Annotated in this window: 15 protein-coding genes and 1 pseudogene; 10 read left to right on the forward strand and 6 right to left on the reverse strand. The window is 67.8% G+C overall.

Annotated features, from left to right (window positions below; genetic code table 11):
• The first annotated feature begins 4 nt into the window (after positions 1–4).
• The 4 genes from DRV85_RS18315 (at position 5) to DRV85_RS18330 (ending at position 5,333) form a co-directional block, all read left to right on the forward strand.
• A complete protein-coding gene (locus DRV85_RS18315) occupies positions 5–1,027 on the forward strand; it encodes a glycosyltransferase family 2 protein (protein WP_113290919.1) in 1,023 nt (340 codons plus the stop codon).
• 158 nt (positions 1,028–1,185) lie between these two features.
• A complete protein-coding gene (locus DRV85_RS18320) occupies positions 1,186–2,196 on the forward strand; it encodes a glycosyltransferase family 2 protein (protein WP_233495587.1) in 1,011 nt (336 codons plus the stop codon).
• On the forward strand, positions 2,193–3,899 hold the full coding sequence (locus DRV85_RS18325) for a DUF5927 domain-containing protein (protein ID WP_113290920.1): 1,707 nt from the start codon (positions 2,193–2,195) through the stop codon (positions 3,897–3,899). The genes DRV85_RS18320 and DRV85_RS18325 overlap by 4 nt, the downstream gene beginning before the upstream one ends.
• Positions 3,900–3,902: 3 nt before the next feature.
• Positions 3,903–5,333, forward strand: a complete 1,431-nt coding sequence (locus tag DRV85_RS18330) for a nodulation protein NodH (RefSeq protein WP_113290921.1) — start codon at positions 3,903–3,905, stop codon at positions 5,331–5,333.
• A 55-nt stretch (positions 5,334–5,388) separates the two neighbouring features.
• On the opposite strand, the gene DRV85_RS18335 is transcribed toward DRV85_RS18330, so the two are convergent.
• From DRV85_RS18335 to DRV85_RS18360, 6 genes are all read right to left on the reverse strand, one after another.
• Entirely contained in the window at positions 5,389–5,853 is a 465-nt protein-coding gene (locus tag DRV85_RS18335) for a PTS sugar transporter subunit IIA (RefSeq protein WP_113290922.1), read from the reverse strand.
• A gap of 48 nt (positions 5,854–5,901) precedes the next feature.
• On the reverse strand, positions 5,902–6,474 hold the full coding sequence (hpf, locus tag DRV85_RS18340; RefSeq protein WP_113290923.1) for a ribosome hibernation-promoting factor, HPF/YfiA family: 573 nt from the start codon (positions 6,472–6,474) through the stop codon (positions 5,902–5,904).
• Positions 6,475–6,718: 244 nt separating this feature from the next.
• Positions 6,719–7,480: an LPS export ABC transporter ATP-binding protein gene (gene lptB, locus DRV85_RS18345; RefSeq protein WP_113290924.1), complete on the reverse strand. Its 762-nt coding sequence runs from the start codon at positions 7,478–7,480 to the stop codon at positions 6,719–6,721.
• A complete protein-coding gene (gene lptA, locus DRV85_RS18350) occupies positions 7,477–7,893 on the reverse strand; it encodes a lipopolysaccharide transport periplasmic protein LptA (RefSeq protein WP_113290925.1) in 417 nt (138 codons plus the stop codon). The genes lptB and lptA overlap by 4 nt, the downstream gene beginning before the upstream one ends.
• A 96-nt stretch (positions 7,894–7,989) precedes the next feature.
• Complete coding sequence (gene lptC / locus DRV85_RS18355; RefSeq protein WP_233495589.1) at positions 7,990–8,634, reverse strand: LPS export ABC transporter periplasmic protein LptC; 645 nt, start codon at positions 8,632–8,634, stop codon at positions 7,990–7,992.
• Complete coding sequence (locus DRV85_RS18360) at positions 8,634–9,245, reverse strand: ribonuclease D (protein ID WP_113290926.1); 612 nt, start codon at positions 9,243–9,245, stop codon at positions 8,634–8,636. Before DRV85_RS18360 ends, lptC begins: the two co-directional genes overlap by 1 nt.
• An 871-nt stretch (positions 9,246–10,116) precedes the next feature.
• Here DRV85_RS18360 and DRV85_RS18365 point away from each other — a divergent pair.
• From DRV85_RS18365 to DRV85_RS18390, 6 genes and pseudogenes are all read left to right on the forward strand, one after another.
• Positions 10,117–10,809 carry a sugar transferase gene (locus DRV85_RS18365; protein ID WP_233495591.1) on the forward strand — a complete coding sequence of 231 codons (693 nt, stop codon included), beginning with the start codon at positions 10,117–10,119 and terminating at the stop codon, positions 10,807–10,809.
• A 116-nt stretch (positions 10,810–10,925) separates the two neighbouring features.
• A complete protein-coding gene (locus DRV85_RS18370; protein ID WP_113290928.1) occupies positions 10,926–12,317 on the forward strand; it encodes a hypothetical protein in 1,392 nt (463 codons plus the stop codon).
• A 63-nt stretch (positions 12,318–12,380) separates the two neighbouring features.
• Positions 12,381–13,682 (forward strand): glycosyltransferase family 4 protein, encoded by a 1,302-nt coding sequence (locus tag DRV85_RS18375; protein WP_113290929.1) that lies wholly within the window; start codon positions 12,381–12,383, stop codon positions 13,680–13,682.
• Positions 13,683–14,069: 387 nt separating this feature from the next.
• Positions 14,070–15,809: a type I secretion system permease/ATPase gene (locus tag DRV85_RS18380; RefSeq protein WP_113290930.1), complete on the forward strand. Its 1,740-nt coding sequence runs from the start codon at positions 14,070–14,072 to the stop codon at positions 15,807–15,809.
• Positions 15,806–17,119: an HlyD family type I secretion periplasmic adaptor subunit gene (locus tag DRV85_RS18385; RefSeq protein WP_113290931.1), complete on the forward strand. Its 1,314-nt coding sequence runs from the start codon at positions 15,806–15,808 to the stop codon at positions 17,117–17,119. The genes DRV85_RS18380 and DRV85_RS18385 overlap by 4 nt, the downstream gene beginning before the upstream one ends.
• A gap of 433 nt (positions 17,120–17,552) precedes the next feature.
• Positions 17,553–17,869: pseudogene (locus DRV85_RS18390) on the forward strand (hypothetical protein); the annotation flags it as partial.

Below are 17,869 nucleotides of genomic sequence, written 5' to 3' on the forward strand. Positions count from 1 at the left end.
GCTTGTGGAGGAGCCGCGGGAACTCTGGCTCGCCTACCGGCTGCGATGGAAGCGCCGCCGCCTTCTCTTCCGCGCTCTCCGCAAGCGCCGTCAACTGGCGGTGGTGGCCGACCGCACCTGCAGGATTCGGCGAGGGGACATCCTCGCCTTCGTGACGGTGCGCAACGAGGCCCTGCGCCTGCCGTTCTTCCTGGAGCATCACCGGCGGCTCGGGGTCGATCATTTCCTTTTCGTCGACAATGAGAGCGACGACGGCACGCGCGAGTGGCTGGCCGCCCAGCCCGACGTGTCGCTCTGGCACACCGGGGAAAGCTACAAGCTCTCGCGCTTCGGCATGGACTGGCTGACCTGGCTTCAGATCCGGCACGGCCACGGGCACTGGTGCCTGACGCTCGACGCCGACGAGATCCTGATCTATCCGCACCACGACACCCGCCCGCTGCCCGCGCTCACCGAATGGCTGGAGCGGGACGGGCGCGAGAGTCTGGGCGCGCTGATGCTCGACATGTATCCCAAGGGGCCGCCCGGGGCGCAGAGCTACGCAGCAGGAGAGGATCCCTTCGACACGCTCGCCTGGTTCGACGCGGGCAACTACTTCATCGAGAAGCAGGCGAAGCTGCGCAATCTATGGATCCGGGGCGGGGTGCGGGCGCGCATGTTCTTCGCCGACCGGCCGCGGCGGGCGCCGACGCTCAACAAGGTGCCCCTCGTGCGGTGGAACCGCCGCTACGTCTACAACACCTCGACGCATCAGATTCTGCCCCGGCGGCTGAACGCCGTCTATGCCGAGGACGGTGGAGAGGTGCTGTCGGGCGTTCTGCTGCACACCAAGTTCCTCAACACCATCGTCGAGCGCAGCCGCGAGGAAAAGGACCGGCGCGAGCATTTCGAGGTCGCCGACAGCTATCGCGCCTACTACGACGCGCTGATCCAGGATCCCGATCTGTGGTGTCCGGACTCCACCCGATTCACCGGCTGGCGGCAACTCGTGGCGCTGGGCCTGATGTCCCGCGGTGCCTGGGTGTGAGCCGGCGACCAGTTTACCGCCCGGGTGCGGCGTGGCATATCTGCTGCGCAAACGGCCCGCCCGCGGTGCATTCGCGGCCGTGGCCGGTCAGGCTGGCGTTAACCGGCAGGCGATAAGGCGCGGTGGGGCCGTTCCGCCGGTGTGTCTATGAGGGTCGATTGGGTCTCTGGCAATCCTACAAGCTGCGATGGCGACGCAAGCGCTGGCGCGCCCGCGCCTTCGTCAAGCGCCGGCAGCTGCGTGCCGTCGCGGATCGCACGGACAGCATTCGGCCGGGCGACGTGCTGCTGTTCTCGACCCAGCGCAACGAAGGCGTCAGGCTGCCCTGGTTCCTGCATTATTACCGGGAACTCGGGGTCGATCATTTCCTGATCGTGGACAATGACAGCACTGACGGATCCCGCGCCTATCTTGCCGAGCAACCCGACGTCTCGCTCTGGCACACCACCGCGAGCTACAAGCGTGCCCACTACGGCGTGGACTGGCTCAACTGGCTGCAGAGCCGGTACGGCCACGGTCACTGGTGCCTCGTCGTGGATCCGGACGAGTTTTTGCTCTATCCGTTCTGCGACACGCGGCCGATCCAGGCGCTGACGGACTGGCTCGACAGCACGGGCGTGCGGTCCTTCAGCGCGATGCTGCTCGACATGTATCCCAAGGGCCGCATCGACGCGCAGCAATACCGCCCGGGGCAGGATCCGCTGGAGATCGCCACCTGGTTCGATCCGGGCAACTATTCGATCAGGAAGAACCCCGATCTCGGCAATCTCTGGATCCAGGGCGGGCCGCGGGCGCGGGTGTTCTTCGCCGATCAGCCGAGGAAGGCCCCGGCGCTCAACAAGACCCCGCTGGTCAAGTGGCACCGGCGCTACGCCTACGTGAGTTCCACGCACATGCTGCTCCCCCGCGGCCTCAACCTCGTCTACGATGCCTGGGGCGGCGAGAAGGCGAGCGGCATCCTGTTGCACACCAAGTTCCTCGACACCCTCGGCGCCAAGGCGCAGGAAGAACTCGCGCGTGGCGAGCACTACGCCGCAAGCCGCGAATACAAGGCCTATGCCAGGGCCATGGCCGAGACGCCCGAGCTCTGGTGCACCTGGTCCGAGAAATACATCAACTGGCGCCAGCTCGAGATCCTCGGCCTCATGTCCAAGGGGAACTGGGCATGAGCGGCCCGCTTGGCGTGGTGATGCTGGTGCACACGGCGCTCGAGCGCGCCGAACAGATCGCCCGGCACTGGGCCGCCGCGGGCTGCCCGGTCGTGATCCATGTGGATCGCAGCGTGTCCCGCGCCCGGCACGACGCCTTCGCGCGCGCGCTGGGCGACGTGGAGCACATCGTCTTTTCGCGCCGGTTCCGCTGCGAATGGGGTACCTGGGGGCTGGTCGCCGCCTCGCAGGCGGCCTGCGAGACGATGCTGGCCCGCTTTCCGGAGGTGACGCACGTCTATCTGGCCTCCGGCGCCTGTCTGCCGCTGCGTCCCGTCGAGGAACTGATCGACTATCTCGCCGAGCGCCCGCAGACCGACTTCATCGAAAGCGCGACGACCTCCGAGGTGCCCTGGACGATCGGCGGTCTGCACGAAGAGCGGTTCACGCTCTCGTTCCCCTTCTCGTGGAAGCGGCACCGGCTGCTCTTCGACACCTATGTCGAGTTGCAGCGGCTGGTCGGCCGCAAGCGCAGGCTGCCCAACGGGCTCGTGCCGCACATGGGCAGCCAATGGTGGTGCCTGACGCGGCAGACGCTCTCGGCCATCCTGCAGGATCCCGAGCGCGCGACCTATGACCGCTTCTTTCGCCGCGTCTGGATCCCGGATGAGAGCTACTTCCAGTCCCTCGCGCGGCTCTATTCCCGCCGGATCGAGAGCCGGTCGCTCACGCTTTCGAAATTCGACTATCAGGGCAAGCCGCATGTCTTCTACGACGATCACCTGCAGCTTCTGCGGCGCTCGGACTGCTTCGTGGCGCGCAAGATCTGGCCGCGGGCCAATCGCCTCTACGAGGCCTTCCTGACCGATCCCTCCAGCGCCATGAAACGCGCCGAGCCCAATCCCGGCAAGATCGACCGCCTCTTCGCCAAGGCCGTGGAGCGGCGGACGCGCGGCCGCCCCGGCCTCTACATGCAGAGCCGCTTCCCGCGCGAGGGCTTCGAGAACGGCGTCACCGCCGGACCCTACTCCATGTTCCAGGGCTTCGCCGAGCTCTTCGAGGATTTCGAGCCTTGGCTCGCGCGGATGACCGGGGCGCGGGTGCACGGGCATATCTTCGCGCCCGAGCGGGCCGAATTCGCCGACGGCGCGCATATCGTCGCGGGGGCGCTGTCGGACAGCGCGGCGCTGCGCGACGCCAATCCCAAGGCGTTTCTCACCAACCTGATCTGGAACACGCGGGGCGAGCGGCAATGCTTCCAGTTCGGCCCCCGCGACAACCAGAGGATCAACTGGACCATCGCCAAGGATCCCAACGCGCAGATCTCGGTCATCTCGGGCGCCTGGGCGGTGCCGCTCTTCCGGTCCAACCGCGATTTCGCCGAGCTCAGGGCCGAGGCGGCCCATCTGCAGGCGGTCGAGGCCGCGCATCTCAAGGTGCTGCGGTCGCCCTGGACGAAGGCGCGGATCCGGATCTGGAGCATGGCGGAGTTCGTGGAGGCGCCCATGGAGCCCCTGCAAACCATCCTCGACGAGCTCGGCAGCCGCCATCCCGCCCGGCTTTCCGAGGTGCCGCGGATGACCGATCTCGACGGGTTCGGCCGCTTCCTTCAGAACCTCAAGAACCAGGGGATGCACCCCTATCTGATGGGCGATTTCCCGGTGGAGCCGAGCGCCCCCCGGCGTCCGCCGAAGCCGCCGCGCAAGCCCTATGTCGTGCGCTGAGCCATGAGCGGGCGCTTCGACTGGTTCGTCGTGTTCGCCGAGATGCGCACGGGCTCGAACTTCCTCGAGACCAACCTGAACGCGCTCGACGGCGTCGCCTGCCACGGCGAGGCGTTCAATCCGCACTTCATCGGCTACCCGAACCGGACCGAGGTGCTTGGCGTCACGCTGGCAGAGCGCGACGCCGATCCGGAACGGCTGCTCGGGGCGATCCGGCGCGCGCCGGACACGCTGGCCGGCTTCCGCTATTTTCACGACCATGATCCGCGCGTGCTCGATGCGGTGCTCGACGATCCGCGCTGCGCCAAGGTGGTGCTTACCCGCAACCCGCTTGAGAGTTACGTGTCGCGCAAGATCGCGCAGGCCACCGGACAGTGGAAGCTCACCAATCTGTCGCGGCGCCGCGAGGGCTTGGCGGAGTTCGATCCGGTCGAATTCGAGCGCCATGTCGCCGAGCTGCATGGCTTTCAGCTCGAATTGCTGCGGGCATTGCAGACCCGCGGGCAGACGGCCTTCTACATCGCCTACGAGGATCTGCAGGATCTCGCGGTGATCAACGGGCTGGCGGCCTGGCTCGGCGTGGACTCGCGCCTGTCCGAGCTCGACCGCTCGCTGAAGCGCCAGAACCCCGAGCCGGTCGCGGACAAGGTCGCCAACCCCGAGGCGCTGGAGACTGGTATCGCGCGCCTCGATCGCTTCAACCTATCGCGCACGCCTGCCTTCGAGCCGCCGCGGGGTCCGGCCGTGCCGGGCTGGCGCGCCGCGCCGCGCGCCCCCGTGCTCTACCTGCCGATGCGCGGCGGACCCGAGGCAGAGGCCTGCGCCTGGCTCGCCGCGCTCGATGGCGCCGAGCCGGGCGAGCTTCTGGGCGATTTTACCCAGGGCACCCTGCGCAAGTGGATGCGCGCGCATCCGGGCCATCGCAGCTTCACCGTGTTGCGCCATCCGCTGGCGCGCGCGCACCATGTCTTCTGCACCCGCATCCTGCCCACCGGCGCGGGGAGTTTCGCGCGCGTGCGCCGCGTGATCCAGCGCACGCATGGCCTGGAGCTGCCGGAGGAATGGCCCGATCCCGCCTGGAGCGCCGACCGCCACCGCCAGGCCTTCGAGCGGTTTCTGGGCTTTCTCAAGGACAATCTCGCCGGCAACACGAATCTGCGCATTGCGGGGGAATGGTGCAGCCAGGGCGTTGCGCTTCAGGGCATGGGAGAATTCGCCCCGCCCGACCTCGTCGTGAGGGAGGACGAGATGGCCGACTGGCTGCCGCTGATCGCGCGCGCCGCGGGGCGGCCCGATGCGCCGCCGCCGCCGGCCGCGCCGCCCGATGCCCCGATGTCGCTCGCCACGATCCACGATCGGCGGCTCGAGCGGCTCGCGCGCGAGGTCTATGCGCGCGACTACGAACGCTTCGGATTTGGCGACTGGCGCGCCTGAGCTGCGCGGGCATTCGACGGCCCGGAAACGCAGCGCCGCGTCGTGACTCCGCGCCTCAGGCGGCCTTGACGCGCTGCGCCTCGGTCAGGATCGCGTGCAGCTTGGCCGGGTCCGGGTTGGCCCGGAGCTTGGCGCAGATACCGCCGTCGCGCAGCGTCCGGGCCACCAGCGCCAGCGCCTTCAGGTGCTCCACGCCGGCCTCCTCGGGGGCGAAGAGCCCAAGGGCGATGTCGACCGGCTGGCGGTCAACTGCGTCGAAATCCACGGGCCTTTCGAGGAGGATGAACACCCCGCGCATGTCCGCCAGCCCCGGCAGCCGCGCATGCGGGAGCGCCACGCCATGACCCACGCCGGTCGGCCCGAGCGCCTCGCGTTCCAGAAGCGCGTCAACGGCGGTCCCGGACTCGATTCCGTAGGCCGACTCGGCCAGATCGGCGAGGTCATGGATCAGCCGCTTCTTGCTGGAAGCGGATGTCACCACGCGCACGGCGTCGGGTTTCACGAGTTCCTGAAGAGTCATGTCCTGCCCGTTGTTCGGCCCCTTGCCAAAGGGCCGCGAGATCCATGTTCAGGCCGGATCCTTCGGTTCTATCCAGCCGATGTTGCCGTCGTCGCGCCGGTAGACCACGTTCACGCCGTTCTTGGCCTCGTTTCGGAACACCAGAACCGGCACGCCCGCCAGTTCCATCTGCATCACCGCCTCGCCGACCGACAACGACGGAATCTGCGTCTGCGTCTCCGCGACGATAACCGGTTGCAGCGTGTCGGGCTCCGAGTCGCTCTCGCCTTCCGGGGCGAGGATATACGAGGACGCGCCCATGACTTCAACGGGCTGCGGACGTTCGCGGTGATGATCCTTCAACCTGCGCTTGTAGCGCCGCAGTTGCTTTTCCATCTTCGCGCAGCAGGCGTCGAAGGCGGCGTAGATGTCGGTCGCCGCGGCCTTCGCCTGCGCCGTGAGGCCGGTCGAGAGATGGACGGTCGCCTCGCAGACGTATTCGTGTGCGCTCTTCGAGAACACGACCTGGGCGTCCGTCGGACGCTTGGCGTATTTCTCGATCGCCGCGCCCAGTTCGGCCTTTACATGCGTGCTCAGCGCATCGCCGATGTCGATCTGCTTGCCGGTGACCTGGTAGCGCATCCGCTCTCCTTTCCTGTGTCGCCGACCCCGGAGCAGACTGCGCCTGTTCCCGTCGGCTCCCGTCGCGGGCAGGGGGGGCGGATGGGCCGCCGCGCATCCGCCGACGACCCCGCGCCCGGCCCCGACCATCCGACCTGTCGCCTTCCGCACCGTCATTTGACGGGAGCGCGGGCCGCTCTGTCAATGACAAGCCGGGTCGGCGATCGGACGGCGGACGGCCGTGCCGCTGCGCCCTTGCGCTCGCTCATGAAATGCGAAAGTTCTCGCCAAGGTAGACGCGCCGCACGTTCTCGTTGCGCACGACTTCTGCCGGGCTGCCCGACATCAGCATGGTGCCGTCGTGCAGGATATAGGCCCGGTCCACGATCTCGAGCGTCTCGCGCACGTTGTGGTCGGTGATGAGCACGCCGATTCCGCGGGTCTTGAGATCTGCGACGAGATGGCGGATGTCGCCCACGCTGATCGGGTCGACGCCGGCGAAGGGCTCGTCGAGCAGCAGGTATTTCGGATCGGCCGCGAGGCAGCGCGCGATCTCGACGCGCCGCCGTTCGCCTCCCGAGAGCGCGAGCGCAGGGGCGCGGCGCAGGTGCTCGATCGAGAAATCCGACAGCAGCTCCTCGAGCCGCTCGCGGCGCTTGTGCCGGTCGCGCACGGCGATGTCGAGCACGGCGAGGATATTGTCCTCGACGCTGAGTCCGCGAAAGATCGACATTTCCTGCGGCAGATAGCCGATGCCCAGCCGCGCGCGCCGATACATCGGAAGCGCGGTCACGTCGCGCCCGTCCACCAGAACCTGCCCGCCCTCGGGCAGGATAAGTCCCGCGATGGCGTAGAAGCAGGTCGTCTTGCCCGAGCCATTGGGGCCCAGAAGGCCGACCACCTCGCCGCGGTGCAGTTCCATGCTCACGTCGCGGATCACGACGCGCTTGCGGTAGCTCTTTCGCAAGTGGCGCACCTGAAGGCCCTGCGCGCCCTCGGTCACGGTGAGATTGGGCGCCGCGGTCACTCGCCGTTCTCCGGTTGAAGAACCGTGCGCACCCGCCCGGTCAGTTCCGCCTGCCCGGTTTCGAGCGTGACCTCCATGCGTTCGGCCGCGACGGTGGCGCGCCCCTGGCTCAGCAGCACCTCGCCCAGCATCACGATCCTGCCGCTCTCCACGTCGTAATCCGCGCGCTGCGCCTCGGCCGCGTCCTCGCCGTTGACGAGAAGCACGCCGCCGCGCGCCTCGAGGCGCTGGATGGTGTCGCCCTGCTCGCCGTAGAAGACCTGGACCTCCGGCGCGGTCAGCCGCATCGCGCCCTGAACGATCATGACGTCGCCGGTGAAGACTGCGATCCCACTTTCCTGATCCACGGAGAGTTGATCGGCGGTCACTTCCACGGGCGCGTCGGCGTCGGTGCCGCCGTCGCCGAAGCCCATCTCGGTCCCCTGAGACAGCAGAGGTTGCGCGCAAAGCGTCAGCACGCAGGCCGCAAAGATACAGTTGCGAAAGGATGCCACGAAATGAACCGTTCTCTACCCCTGGGGGTCGTATAGCAGCTTGACGCCTTCGGTGAAAAGCAGCCGCGCGCCGGTCTCCTCCGTGGCGCCGCTGACATGCATGCGTCCGGCGCTGAGCCGGCCGGCGGGGCCGCGCCCCGTCACCGGCCCGAGGCTGTCCATCGAAAGGCGGTCGAGATCGACGCGGAAACGCTCCGACTGCAGCCGGTAGCCGGTCGAGCTCTCGATCTCGACGCCGCCCGACAGAAGAGCTTCGCCCGCCGCTTCGTCGAGCAGTCCGGCGCGGGCGGCAAGCCGCACCTCGCTGCCGTCGGGCAGGCGGGCCGTGGCGACGAGTTCTTCCGCCAGCGCGCGGCCCTCCGTGCCCGGCTCCGGGCGGGCGCGCCGGGCGGTCACCGTCAGGTCGGTGCCGTCCTCCGTCAGGCCCGCGTAGGAGGGGCGGGTCACCTGCTCGCCGGTCGTCAGGTCCGAGGGGCGCCCTTCGATCCAGCGCGGGATGTCCGTGGGATCGCTCTGCCGCGAGAGCAGGAAAAGCACGGAGAGCATCACCAGCGCCGCGAGCGGCAGCAGGATCTTGAGCCACGCCACGAGGCGGGAATATGTGTTGTCGCCCAGAGCCATCCGCCGTCCGTCGTCCCGCACGGCGGGGTCGCCGCGCATCAGTGGGAGAAGATGTCCTCCTCCGGCCATCCCGCAAGGTCGAGAATCGCCCGCGTGGGGAGAAAGGCGAAGCAGGCCTCGGCGAGTTCCAGCCGTCCTTCGCGCATCAGCATCGCCACGAGCGCCTCGCGCAGCCGGTGCAGGTAGAGCACGTCCGAGGCCGCGTAGTCGAGCTGCGCGGGCGTGAGCGTGTCCGCGCCCCAGTCGCTCGACTGCTGCTGCTTGGAGATGTCGATGCCCAGAAGTTCCTGTGTCAGCACCTTCAGCCCGTGCCGGTCGGTATAGGTGCGCACGAGCTTCGAGGCGATCTTGGTGCACCAGACCGGCGCGGCGAGGCTGCCGAAGGCATTGTAGAGCGCGGCGATGTCGAACCGCCCGAAATGAAACAGCTTCAGGACCGCATCATCCTCGAGCAGTCGCTGAAGATTGGGGGCGGCGGATTGATCCCGTCCGATCTGCACCAGATGCGCGGACCCGTCGCCGCCCGAAAGCTGCACCACGCAGAGCCGGTCGCGATGCGGGTTCAGGCCCATCGTCTCGCAATCCACGGCCACCACCGGGCCGAGATCGAGCCCGTCGGGCAGATCGCCTTGATAGAGATGCGTCGTCAACTGCCTCGCCCCCGGCCCGTTCGTTTCTGCGCTGCGGGAGTACTTGCTGGAGTGGCGGGTTGCAACTCCGAGCCCGTCTTGCGGCGCAGCTGACGGCCGCCCCGATGGCTACCCTGTGCACCGCCGATTCGGACGTGGATGCGTGCGCCATGCGGCAGCGCGGGGAGATATTCTGAATTTGAAATATGGCGTGAGTCAACGAAGGGTTGAGTTCTCGGCGCGCCGTCTGTCGCGCCGACTGTCGTCCGACGGGCGAGGGCGGTGGCCGAGCGGCGTGTCTTTCGTGCTTCTGGCGCATTTTCTCTGGCCTGCCATGGCATCTCTACAATGGACACGGCGGCCTCCGATTGTTGCGCGGGGGTCAACGCGCGTCGCGTCGACTTCAGCATTCGGGCCTGAGGTCGAGGAATGTCTTTCGGCCTGAAACAGCCCGGCGCGCGGCGCGGGTTTGCCCGGCGAACGGACCGTGACGGATGCGCGAAACGCGCGACATGCGCCCGCGGGCAGCCCGCCGTGCAGCTCGCTTAGCGACAATCGCGCCGCCGATATCCCGGTCTGTTCGCCCGAAAGTTGTAGCTTGGGGAAGCGGCTTGACGGGTGGCGGCGCGCCATTCATCTTGCTGAATTAGGCGAAAAAAAGGCAAAATTAGGGATCATCGTGCAATCCGGTTGCAGCTGATGTTCCTGGAGACGGTGAAGGATGAGGGTCGCCGCGCGCGGTCGCTTCGATCGGCCCGGCAAAGTGTGTGATGTAATCCGGTCCTTCCATTCACTCGAAGGGTGCCAAGGGGTCAGGGGGCTGCCCTCGCCGCGAAATGCGGCGGCACGCGACGACGGGATGGTCCGGGAACGCTCTGGTGGAGAGAAACGGATGAACGTTGAAATGCGCCAGCCCCTGTCGCGCGCCCGGCATGTCGTGCCACCGGCAAGCGCGTCGCCCCTGGATCAGGTCGATCGTGGCCTCTATCGTCGGTTTCTCAAACGCGGGCTCGACCTTTTGCTCGTAGCGCTCGCCTTGCCTGTCGCCGTGGCTCTGCTGTTGCCCTTCGCGATCCTCGTGGCGCTCGACGGCCACTCGCCCTTCTACCGGCAGACGAGGCTGGGGCGCGAGGGGCGCGTGTTCGCGATGTGGAAGCTGCGCAGCATGGTGCCGGATGCCGACCGTTTGCTGGAGGAATATCTCGCCAGGTCGCCCGAGGCCCGCGAGGAATGGAATCGTGACCAGAAGCTGCGGCAAGATCCTCGCATCACCCGCATCGGAGCCTTCATCCGCAAGACGTCGATCGACGAGTTGCCGCAGCTGTGGAATGTGCTCAAGGGCGACATGTCGCTGGTGGGACCGCGGCCGATGATGCCCTGCCAGCGGGATCTCTACCCCGGAATCGCCTATTACGCGATGCGGCCGGGGATCACCGGGTACTGGCAGACAGCGGTGCGCAACGAATCGAGTTTCGCGGAGCGGGCGCTCTACGATACCTGCTACTTCCGCGACCTTTCGCTTTTCACCGACCTGCGCATCCTGGTGCGGACAGTGGCGGTGCTGGCGCGGCCGAACGGTCACTAGTCGCCGAAGTCGTTGCGGCGGGGCAGGACAGGCCGGCGGCGATATGCTAGCCGAGGGGCGTGGCGGCGCCTGAGGCGCGGTCCTGGGGGCGCAGAACGGGATCAGGTGGCGGGACCATGCCCAACCCCCTTGCTCAACTCATGCTCGTGCTGTGGCCGGTGGTCACGATCTTGCTGTTCCGCAAGCTGCAGCCGGACAGGGCGCTTATATGGTCGATGCTCGCCGCCTATCTGATCCTGCCGCCGCCGCCCGCGGGATTCGATTTCCCGCTCATTCCGCCGATGACCAAATCCAGCATTCCCGCGATGGCCGCGATCATCGCGGTGGTCGCGCTGGTGGAGCGCGAGCGCTCGCTGCTTCCCGAGAGTCCGCTCGGCCGGCTCCTGATCGCGGTCTTCGTGCTCTCGCCGTTCGCCACCTCTTTCACCAATGGCGAACTGGTGATCTGGGGCGACACCGTCTTGCCGGGGCTGGACATGAAGGATGCGGTGTCGATGTCGGTGCGCCAGTTCTTCCATCTGGTGCCGTTTCTCCTCGCCCGCTGGCTTCTCGTCGGTAGCGAAAGCCATCGCGCGCTGCTCGTGGCCCTGGTCGCCGGGACGCTCGTCTACACCGCCCCAATGCTGATCGAGCTGCGGATGAGTCCGCAGATGAACATCTGGATCTATGGCTATTTCCAGCATTCCTTCGACCAGATGGTCCGCTACGGGGGCTACCGGCCCATCGTCTTTCTCCAACATGCGCTCTGGGCCGCCTTTCTGACGATGTCGGCGGCGGTCGCGGCGGTCGGGCTGGTGAAGTACGAGCCGCGCCGCAGCCTCCGCGCGCTCTGGCTCCTCTCGTCCATATGGCTGCTGGTCATGCTCGTGCTGTCGAAATCCTATGCGCCGCTTCTCTACGGGCTGCTGATCGTCCCGATGGTGCTGCTGATGTCGACGCGCATGCAGCTCACGGTGGCGGCGGTGGTCGCGCTCCTAGCGGTCTCCTACCCGATGCTCAAGGGCGCGCAGATGATCCCGACCGAGACGATTCTCGCTGCGGCGGAACGCATCGGTCCGGATCGCGCGAATTCCCTGGAATTCCGATTCGACAACGAGGCCGTGCTCCAGGAGCGGGCGCAGGAGAAGCCGCTCTTCGGTTGGGGAAGCTGGGGCCGCAACCACGTCTTCGACGACAGCGGCCGGCAGCTGACCATCTCGGACGGTCGCTGGATCATAACGCTCGGCGTCTACGGATGGGTCGGCTTTCTCGCGGAGTTCTGGCTGATTGCGCTGCCGATTCTGATGATCTGGCGCGAAGCCTTCCGAACGGGCGCGCCCGTGTCGCCCTATGCCGGGCCGTTGGCGCTGCTGCTGGCGATCAATCTTGTCGACATGATCCCGAACGCGACGCTGACGCCGCTCACCTGGCTCATCGCAGGGACGCTTTGGGGCATGGCCGAGGTGCCGCAGGCCAGTCAGCGCCCAGGCTTCGCCCCGGTCGATCGGGTCTGGCGCTCGGTAATGTGACCGGCCCCCAATACCGAGACACCCCCGTCAGGCGCATGCCCCAACCAAGCCAGGACATCCCGAATGCCCGCCGATACCTCCAGACCCCGCGTCCTGCTGCTCGCGGACGACTGCAACCCTGAATGGCCGTCGCTGCCGGTCGTGGGCTATAAATATGCCCGCGCGCTCGCGCAGGTCGCGCAAGTGACGCTGGCCACGCATGTCCGCAACCGCGCGAACATCGAGGCCGCCGGCGACCGGCTCGACGTCGCCTATATGGACAACGAGTACATCGCGGCGCCGTTACACCGGATCTCGCGCAGGCTGCGCGGCGGCGACGAAGTGGCGTGGTCCACTTCGATGGCGTTTGCCTATCTTCCCTATCTCGCCTTCGAGCGCGAGGTCTGGCGTCACTTCAGCGGCGCGCTGCGCGCCGGAGACTTCGACATCGTGCACCGGATCACGCCGATGTCCCCGACGCTGCCCAGCTTCATGGCCGGCCGCACGCCGCAGCCCTTCGTGCTGGGGCCGCTCAACGGGAACCTCGACTGGCCGCGGGCCTTCGCGGCCGAGCGCACGCGCGAGCGCGAGCGCCTGCGCACTCTGAGGAGGGCCTACCGTTTCCTGCCCTACGCGCGGCGCACACAGTCACGCGCGGCCTGCATCCTCGCCGCCTTCGAGCACACGCGCGCGGATCTCTGGGCCGCCGATCCCGCGCGCGTTCTGATGATGCCTGAAATCGGCTTCGATCCTGCGATCTTTCACGACCGCGGCGCCGCGCCGTCAGGCGCCCGGGGCCCGGACGGGCGCGTGCATTTTCTCTACGCGGGCCGTCTCGTGCCCTACAAGCTGCCCGAGTTGCCGCTGCGCGCGGTAGCCGGTTCGGACCTGCTGCGCCGGCACAAGCTGCACGTGGTGGGCGACGGGCCCGAGCGGCCGCGCCTCGAGGCGATCATCCGGGAAGAGGGGCTGGAGGACTGCGTGACGCTCGAAGGCCGCACGGATCAGGCCGGCGTGGCCGACTGGATGCGGGGCTGCGACGTCTTCGTGTTTCCGTCGATCCGGGAACTCGGCGCCGGCGTGGTGATCGAGGCGATGGCCTCGGGCATGCACTGCCTCGTCACGGACTACGGCGCGCCGGCTGCGCTCGCTGCGCAAGGCAGAGGCGACCGGATGCCGATGGCGCCCTTCGAAGATCTTGTCGCCGGCTTCCGCAAGGCGATGGAGCGCGCGGCGACAGAGCGCGAACGGAGCGCCCGCATCGCGTCGGAAGGACAGGCCTATGCCGAAGCGCAGTTCACGTGGGCCCGCAAGGCCGAAAAGACGGTGGGACTGTATCGGGCGCTGATCGAGGGGGCGCCCCTGCCTGCACTGGGCTATGAATGACCCTTGCCGCGGTTTGGCGCGGGTTTTTTGGTGTCTTGATGTTGGCCGATTCGTGGCGGTTTGTTCGGGTTTTCGGACAATTTGTCGTGGGTTTGGGGACTGTTTCGCGGGTTTGCGGGGTTGGGCTGGGGTTTGTGGGCCGGATGTTGTGGGGCGTGTTGTTTTTTCCACGAGGTGCTGTGGGTTTCGGGGTGTCGGGGTCGATCTCGTGGTGACGCGGGCGGGCGGGGCTGATAAGGTTCTGGAGGCCCGTCCCGGGCCTGTTTGCAGAGTGCATTTCGACTTGAAGATAGAGTTTTCCGGGATCCTGTGGTTCCGGCATCCGGGCTTGCCCCGGATGCCGGCGCTGTGGTGCGGTTTCGGGGGATTCCGGCGAGGAGGCGGTGGATGGCCAAACCCGATCTGACGCGCGGCCAGGCGGAGTTGCGGGAGATCCGCGGCGAGAACCGCGGGCTGCTCTGGACGGCGGGGGTGTTCAGCGTCTTCGTCAACCTGCTGATGCTGACGGGCCCGATCTTCATGCTTCAGATCTACGACCGGGTTCTGGGGAGCCGGTCGGAGGAGACGCTGGTGGCGCTTTTCGCGCTGATGGCGTTCCTGTTTCTGATGATGGGGGTTCTGGACTGGGCGCGGGCGCGGCTTCTGGGCCGGATGGCGGCGCGGTTCCAGGCGCGTCTCGACCGTCGTGTGTTCGACGCGATCCTCCGGCGCTCGGCGATCGGGGGGGACGACGGGGGCTCGGAGAACCAGCTCAAGGACGTGGAGGCGGTGCAGCGGTTCTACGGCTCGCCGGTGTTCACGGCGCTGTTCGACATTCCCTGGACGCCGGTCTTTCTTCTGGGGATTTCGATCTTCCATCCCTGGCTCGGGGCGCTCGCGGTGGTGGGCGGGGGGATCCTGATCCTGATCACGGTGCTGAACCAGTACACGACGCGGCTCGCGGTTGTGCAGGCGAACGCCGCCTCGGTGCGCTCGGAGCGGCTGGCCGAGCATCTTCAGACCGAGGCGGAGACGGTGCGCAGCCTGGGCATGCAGGGCAGCGCCTTCCAGCGGTGGGACAGGGCGCGCCGGCGGGCGCTGGAGCAGAACCTGCGCGCCAGCGACCTGGGGGGCAGCTTCTCGGTGGCGGCGAAGACCTTCCGGCTGTTTCTGCAGTCCGCGATGCTGGGGCTCGGGGCCTATCTGGTGCTTCAGGGCAGCGTGACGCCGGGGGTGATGATCGCGGCGTCGATTCTGCTGGGCCGGGCGCTGGCGCCGGTGGATCTGGTCGTGGGCCAGTGGACGGTGGTGCAGCGGGCCAAGCGCGGCTGGGACAATCTCGTGGAGCTTCTGTCGACGGTCGCGCCCGATCCGCCGCGGGTGGAGCTGCCGCGGCCGCAGGCGCGGCTTTCGGTGCAGCAGCTGACGGTGATACCGCCGGGCGGCCGTCAGGCGACGCTGCGGATGATCAACTTCGACGTGGCGCCGGGCCAGGCGGTGGGGGTGATCGGGCAGAGCGGCTCGGGCAAGTCGACGCTGGCGCGGGCGATCACGGGGGTCTGGCCTGCGGCGGGGGGCAAGATCCGGCTCGACGGGGCGGCGCTTGACCAGTACGACCCGGAGCGTCTGGCGCAGCATATCGGCTATCTTCCGCAGCGGGTGCAGCTGTTCGAGGGTACCATCGCGGAGAACATCGCGCGGCTGAGCCCGGAGCCGGACGACGCCAAGGTGGTGGAGGCGGCGAAGAAGGCGGCGGCGCACGAGATGATCGTGAAGCTGCCGCAGGGCTACGGCACGCCGGTCAGCCTGGCGAGCACGCAGCTGTCGGGCGGTCAGATCCAGCGCATCGGCCTGGCGCGGGCGATGTACGGCGATCCGGTGATCCTCGTGCTCGACGAGCCGAACTCCAACCTCGACAACGAGGGATCGACCGCGCTGAACGCGGCGATCCGGGTGATGAAGGAGGAGGGGCGTTCGGTGCTGATCATGGCGCACCGGCCGGCCGCGATCCGGGAATGCGAGATGCTGCTGGTGCTCGAGGACGGCATGCGCAAGGCCTGGGGCCCGCGCGAGAAGGTGCTCAGCGAGGTGGTGCAGAACCACCGCACGCTGCAGCAGGCGGCGAACAATCCCGTGGGGGTGACATGAGCGAGCGGGACGGTTCGGGGGGCGCCTTTCCGGCGCTGCGGCCGCTTCTGATCGGGCTTCTGGCGCTGGCGATCCTGGTCGGCGGCTTCGGGGCCTGGAGCGTGATGGCCAATATCGCCGGCGCGGTGGTCGCCTCCGGGCGCATCGTGGTGGACCGCAACCGGCAGGTGGTGCAGCACCCCGACGGCGGCGTGGTCGAGGAGGTTCTGGTGGCCGAGGGCGAGGCGGTCGAGGAGGGCGCGGTGCTGATCCGGCTCGACCCCTCCCAGCTGCGCTCGGAGCTGGCCATCGTCGAGGGGCAGCTTTTCGAGCTGATGGCGCGGCGCGGCCGGCTGGAGGCCGAGCGCGAGGAGGCGACGGAGATCACCTTCGACCCGGAGCTGGTGGCGGAGGCGCGGCGGGATCCGGAGGTCTCCGAGCTGCTCGCGGGGCAGGCCCGGCTGTTCGAGGCGCGCAACGAGAGCCAGGCCAAGGAGGTGGAGCAGCTGCGCAACCAGCGCGAGCAGCTCGGCAACGAGGTCGAGGGGATCGACGCGCAGATGGCGGCGCTGGAGCGTCAGCAGGCGCTGATCGCCGAGGAGCTGGAGAACCAGCAGTCGCTTCTGGATCGCGGTCTGGCGCAGGCCAGCCGCGTGCTGAGCCTGCGCCGGGAGGAGGCGCGGCTGGCCGGCACGCTGGGCGATCTGAAGGCGCGGCGGGCGCAGGCGATGGCGCGCATCGCCGAGCTGGAGATCTCGGAGCTGCAGCTGCGCTCGCGGCGCCGGGAGGAGGCGATCAGCCGGATGCGCGACCTGCAGTTCAACGAGCGCGAGCTGGCCGAGCAGCGCCGGTCGCTGATCCGCCAGCTGGATCGGCTCGACATCCGCGCGCCGGTGGCGGGCGTGGTCTACGACATGCGCATCTTCGGCCGGCAGTCCGTGGTCCGGCCGGCGGATCCGGTGCTGTACCTGGTGCCGCAGGACCGGCCGCTGGTCATCGAGGCGCGGGTGGAGCCGATCCACGTGGACCAGGTGTTTCCCGGCCAGGACGTGATGCTGCGGATCTCGGCCTTCGACATGCGCAGCACGCCGGATCTCTTCGGCTCGGTCACGCAGGTCTCGGCGGACGCCTATGTGGACGAGCAGAGCGGCAACTCGTGGTACCGGGTGGAGATCCAGCTGCCCGAGGCCGAGCTTGGCAAGCTGCCCGAGGGCGCGACGCTGCTGCCGGGGATGCCCGTGGACGCCTTCATCCGGACCGGCGACCGGACGCCGCTGGCCTATCTGATGGAGCCGCTCACGGAGTACTTCGACCGGGCCTTCCGCAGCTGAGGCCGCCCCGGGGCGGCCGCGCGCGCCGGCGCGGGGCGCGCGTTAGGACTTTCTTAAGGATTTCGGGGGCAGACTGCGGGCCGCGGAAGCGGTCACAGTCTTGCCCCAATCGTGCCCTCGAACGGCCGATTTCCGGTGCCAGAACGCTTCCAGAGAAACACGGGCCGCCCCCCGGCCCGACCCTGCCGGAAGGGGAAAGCCTTCCGGGTCGCTCCGGTTCCCGGACGCGATACAATTTGTTTCGTCGCGCAGGGGCTTATCTTGCGCGATTACCCCCAAATGGGGGTAGTGCGCTTTTCCCGTAAATGGATCATCAGAGACATGGCGCGGAGTTCTTCGCCGCGCTTGCTGCTTCGCAGCAACCTCGCAACGCCTTCGCTCTTCGAGAGGGGGCGGGGATGTTGATGAAAAACCTTTAACGGGGGTAAACGTTATGAAAACACCGTACGAAAATTTCCCGGGAGTCGGATACTCCGGCACCCTTGGCACAGACAACATCAACCTCAACGCCGCTGAGTTCGTCGGCGTCACCAAGGCCAAGGGCCGTGACGGCGACGACGCGCTGCTCGGCGACGAGGAGAACAACTGGCTCGGCGGCGATGCCGGCAACGACTTCCTCGCCGGCGAAGGCGGCAGCGACGAGCTCTACGGCGGCGCCGGCTTCGACATGATCCTGGGCGACGGCCGGCTGGCCAATGCACTTCCCGACCATGTTCCCGGAGACGACCACATCGAGACCGACGGCGGCGT

Source organism: Rhodosalinus halophilus (genome assembly GCF_003298775.1).
GTDB classification, from domain to species: domain Bacteria; phylum Pseudomonadota; class Alphaproteobacteria; order Rhodobacterales; family Rhodobacteraceae; genus Rhodosalinus; species Rhodosalinus halophilus.

Bases quoted from the DNA above. Each gene is read 5' to 3' on its own strand.
- DRV85_RS18325 (WP_113290920.1), top strand. From the start codon at position 2,193: ATGAGCGGCCCGCTTGGCGTGGTGATGCTGGTGCACACGGCGCTCGAG.
- DRV85_RS18380 (WP_113290930.1), top strand. From the start codon at position 14,070: ATGGCCAAACCCGATCTGACGCGCGGCCAGGCGGAGTTGCGGGAGATC.
- DRV85_RS18330 (WP_113290921.1), top strand. From the start codon at position 3,903: ATGAGCGGGCGCTTCGACTGGTTCGTCGTGTTCGCCGAGATGCGCACG.
- DRV85_RS18370 (WP_113290928.1), top strand. From the start codon at position 10,926: ATGCCCAACCCCCTTGCTCAACTCATGCTCGTGCTGTGGCCGGTGGTC.
- DRV85_RS18335 (WP_113290922.1), bottom strand. From the start codon at position 5,853: ATGACTCTTCAGGAACTCGTGAAACCCGACGCCGTGCGCGTGGTGACA.
- lptC (WP_233495589.1), bottom strand. From the start codon at position 8,634: ATGCGCGGCGACCCCGCCGTGCGGGACGACGGACGGCGGATGGCTCTG.
- DRV85_RS18385 (WP_113290931.1), top strand. From the start codon at position 15,806: ATGAGCGAGCGGGACGGTTCGGGGGGCGCCTTTCCGGCGCTGCGGCCG.
- lptA (WP_113290925.1), bottom strand. From the start codon at position 7,893: ATGGGCTTCGGCGACGGCGGCACCGACGCCGACGCGCCCGTGGAAGTG.
- hpf (WP_113290923.1), bottom strand. From the start codon at position 6,474: ATGCGCTACCAGGTCACCGGCAAGCAGATCGACATCGGCGATGCGCTG.
- DRV85_RS18375 (WP_113290929.1), top strand. From the start codon at position 12,381: ATGCCCGCCGATACCTCCAGACCCCGCGTCCTGCTGCTCGCGGACGAC.
- DRV85_RS18365 (WP_233495591.1), top strand. From the start codon at position 10,117: ATGAACGTTGAAATGCGCCAGCCCCTGTCGCGCGCCCGGCATGTCGTG.